Raw genomic sequence first — 3,206 nt, forward strand, 5'->3', positions numbered from 1 at the left:
GAGTTAGTACATTGAAAACTGAATATAATCCAAGAAAAAACCGAGAAACAATCAAAAGAGAAGAGATTGCCAAAGAGCGACCGAGAGAGTATCTTGAGTAAGGTCAAGTAAAGAAGGGCGCACGGTGAATGCCTAGGCACAATGAGGCGAAGAAGGACGTGACGAACCACGAAAGGCTTCGGGGAGCGGTAAGTACGCAGCGATCCGGAGACATCCGAATGGGGGAACCCAATGCATGCAGATGCATTACCAGGCGGTGAACAAATAGCCGTTTGGGGCAAGACGCAGCGAACTGAAACATCTAAGTAGCTGCAGGAAGAGAAAGAAAAATCGATTTCCCTAGTAGCGGCGAGCGAAGAGGAAAGAGCCCAAACCAGATGATTTATCATCTGGGGTTGTAGGACTGCAATAAGGCAGCGCAAAGGATAGCAGAATTATCTGGGAAGGTAAGCCAGAGAGGGTGAGAGCCCCGTAAGCGAAATCCGGAGCGCGCCGAGCAGGATCCTGAGTAGGTCGGGACACGAGGAATCCCGATTGAAGCAGCGAGGACCATCTCGCAAGGCTAAATACTACATTGTGACCGATAGTGAACCAGTACCGTGAGGGAAAGGTGAAAAGAACCCCGGGAGGGGAGTGAAAGAGAACCTGAAACCGTGTGCCTACAAATAGTCAAAGCCCATTAAAGGGTAATGGCGTGCCTTTTGTAGAATGAACCGGCGAGTTACGTTAGCTAGCGAGGTTAAGTCAGAAAAGACGGAGCCGGAGCGAAAGCGAGTCTGAAGAGGGCGCAGAAGTTAGCTGACGTAGACCCGAAACCAAGTGACCTACCCATGACCAGGTTGAAGGTGCGGTAAAGCGCACTGGAGGACCGAACCCACGTAAGTTAAAAATTGCGGGGATGAGTTGTGGGTAGCGGTGAAATTCCAAACGAACTTGGAGATAGCTGGTTCTCTCCGAAATAGCTTTAGGGCTAGCCTGGTGCCAGGACGATCATGGAGGTAGAGCACTGTTTGGACGAAGGGCCCGTCAGGGGTTACTGAATTCAGATAAACTGCGAATTCCAGAGATCGAGGCACTGGAGTCAGACTGCGAGTGATAAGATCCGTAGTCGAAAGGGAAACAGCCCAGATCACCAGTTAAGGTCCCCAAATCTATGCTAAGTGGAAAAGGATGTGGAGTTGCGTAGACAACTAGGATGTTGGCTCAGAAGCAGCCATCATTAAAAGAGTGCGTAATAGCTCACTAGTCGAGTGACGCTGCGCCGAAAATTTACCGGGGCTAAGCATAGTACCGAAACTGTGGATGTGCAGTAATGCACGTGGTAGGAGAGCGTTCTAAATGCGGCGAAGCTTAACTGAGAAGATAAGTGGAGCGTTTAGAAGTGAGAATGCCGGTATGAGTAGCGCAAGACAGGTGAGAATCCTGTCCGCCGAAAGACTAAGGTTTCCTGGGGCAGGCTCGTCCGCCCAGGGTAAGTCGGGACCTAAGGCAAGGCCGAAAGGCGTAGTCGATGGACAACAGGTAGAAATTCCTGTACTGCGCAGCTTCGTTAATAGCGAAGGAGGGACGCAGGAGGCAAAGAACGCATGGCGCTGGAAGCCATGTTCAAGCGTTAAGTGTGGTAATGAGTCAAATGCTTGTTACCGGTAAGCACGAGGCGTGATGAGGAGCGAAATCAAAGTAGCGAAGGTTCAAGCGTCACACTGCCAAGAAAAGCTTCTAGTGAGAAGCTGCGTACCCGTACCGCAAACCGACACAGGTAGTCGAGTGGAGAACACTCAGGTGAGCGAGAGAACTCTCGTTAAGGAACTCGGCAAAATCGCCCCGTAACTTCGGGAGAAGGGGTGCTGGTGTAAGAGCCAGCCGCAGTGAATAGGCCCAAACAACTGTTTATCAAAAACACAGGTCTCTGCTAAGTCGTAAGACGACGTATAGGGGCTGACACCTGCCCGGTGCTGGAAGGTTAAGGAGAGCTGTTAGCGCAAGCGAAGCAGCGAACTGAAGCCCCAGTAAACGGCGGCCGTAACTATAACGGTCCTAAGGTAGCGAAATTCCTTGTCGGGTAAGTTCCGACCTGCACGAAAGGTGTAATGATTTGGGCACTGTCTCAACGAGAGACTCGGTGAAATTATAATACCCGTGAAGATGCGGGTTACCCGCGACAGGACGGAAAGACCCCATGGAGCTTAACTGCAATTTGATATTGGGCAGCTGTTAAACATGTACAGGATAGGTAGGAGCCGGAGAAGATAGCACGCCAGTGTTATCGGAGGCAATGTTGGGATACTACCCTTGTTTGATGGCTGCTCTAACCAGGGCCTCTAAGCGAGGCATGGGACAGTGTCAGACGGGCAGTTTGACTGGGGCGGTCGCCTCCTAAAGAGTAACGGAGGCGCCCAAAGGTTCCCTCAGAATGGTTGGAAATCATTCACAGAGTGCAAAGGTATAAGGGAGCTTGACTGCGAGAGCGACAACTCGAGCAGGGACGAAAGTCGGGCTTAGTGATCTGGTGGTACCGCATGGAAGGGCCATCACTCAACGGATAAAAGCTACCCTGGGGATAACAGGCTTATCTCCCCCAAGAGTTCACATCGACGGGGAGGTTTGGCACCTCGATGTCGGCTCGTCGCATCCTGGGGCTGAAGTCGGTCCCAAGGGTTGGGCTGTTCGCCCATTAAAGCGGCACGCGAGCTGGGTTCAGAACGTCGCGAGACAGTTCGGTCCCTATCCGTCGTGGGCGTAGGAAATTTGCGAGGAGCTGTCCTTAGTACGAGAGGACCGGGATGGACATACCGCTGGTGTACCAGTTGTCTTGCCAAAGGCATCGCTGGGTAGCTAAGTATGGCCGGGATAAGCGCTGAAAGCATCTAAGTGCGAAGCCCCCCTCAAGATGAGATTTCCCATACGTAAGTAGTAAGACACCTCAAAGACTAAGAGGTAGATAGGCTGGGAGTGGAAGAGCCGCGAGGCTTGGAGCGGACCAGTACTAATCAGTCGAGGACTTGACCAGAGCTTAATGGCAATTAAGGTTTTTTCAAGAGGATTATATTTAGTTTTGAGTGTAAAAGCTCAAAGAAAGAGAAAAAGTACGGTGGCAAGAGCAAGAAGGAAACACCTGTAACCATGCCGAACACAGCAGTTAAGCTTCTTCACGCCGAGAGTAGTTGGTGGGAGACTGCCTGCGAGGGTAGGACGCTGCCGTGCTT

At 51.5% G+C, this 3,206-nt stretch carries 2 rRNA genes; both read left to right on the plus strand.

Annotation, left to right across the window (positions count from 1 at the left end):
• The first annotated feature begins 101 nt into the window (after positions 1 to 101).
• Positions 102 to 3,010, plus strand: a 23S ribosomal RNA gene (locus LDM90_RS09270).
• 77 nt (positions 3,011 to 3,087) lie between these two features.
• A 5S ribosomal RNA gene (rrf, locus tag LDM90_RS09275) occupies positions 3,088 to 3,204 on the plus strand.
• Positions 3,205 to 3,206 lie beyond the last annotated feature (2 nt).

It is taken from the genome of Lactobacillus huangpiensis (genome assembly GCF_019972815.1).
Taxonomy (GTDB): domain Bacteria; phylum Bacillota; class Bacilli; order Lactobacillales; family Lactobacillaceae; genus Lactobacillus; species Lactobacillus huangpiensis.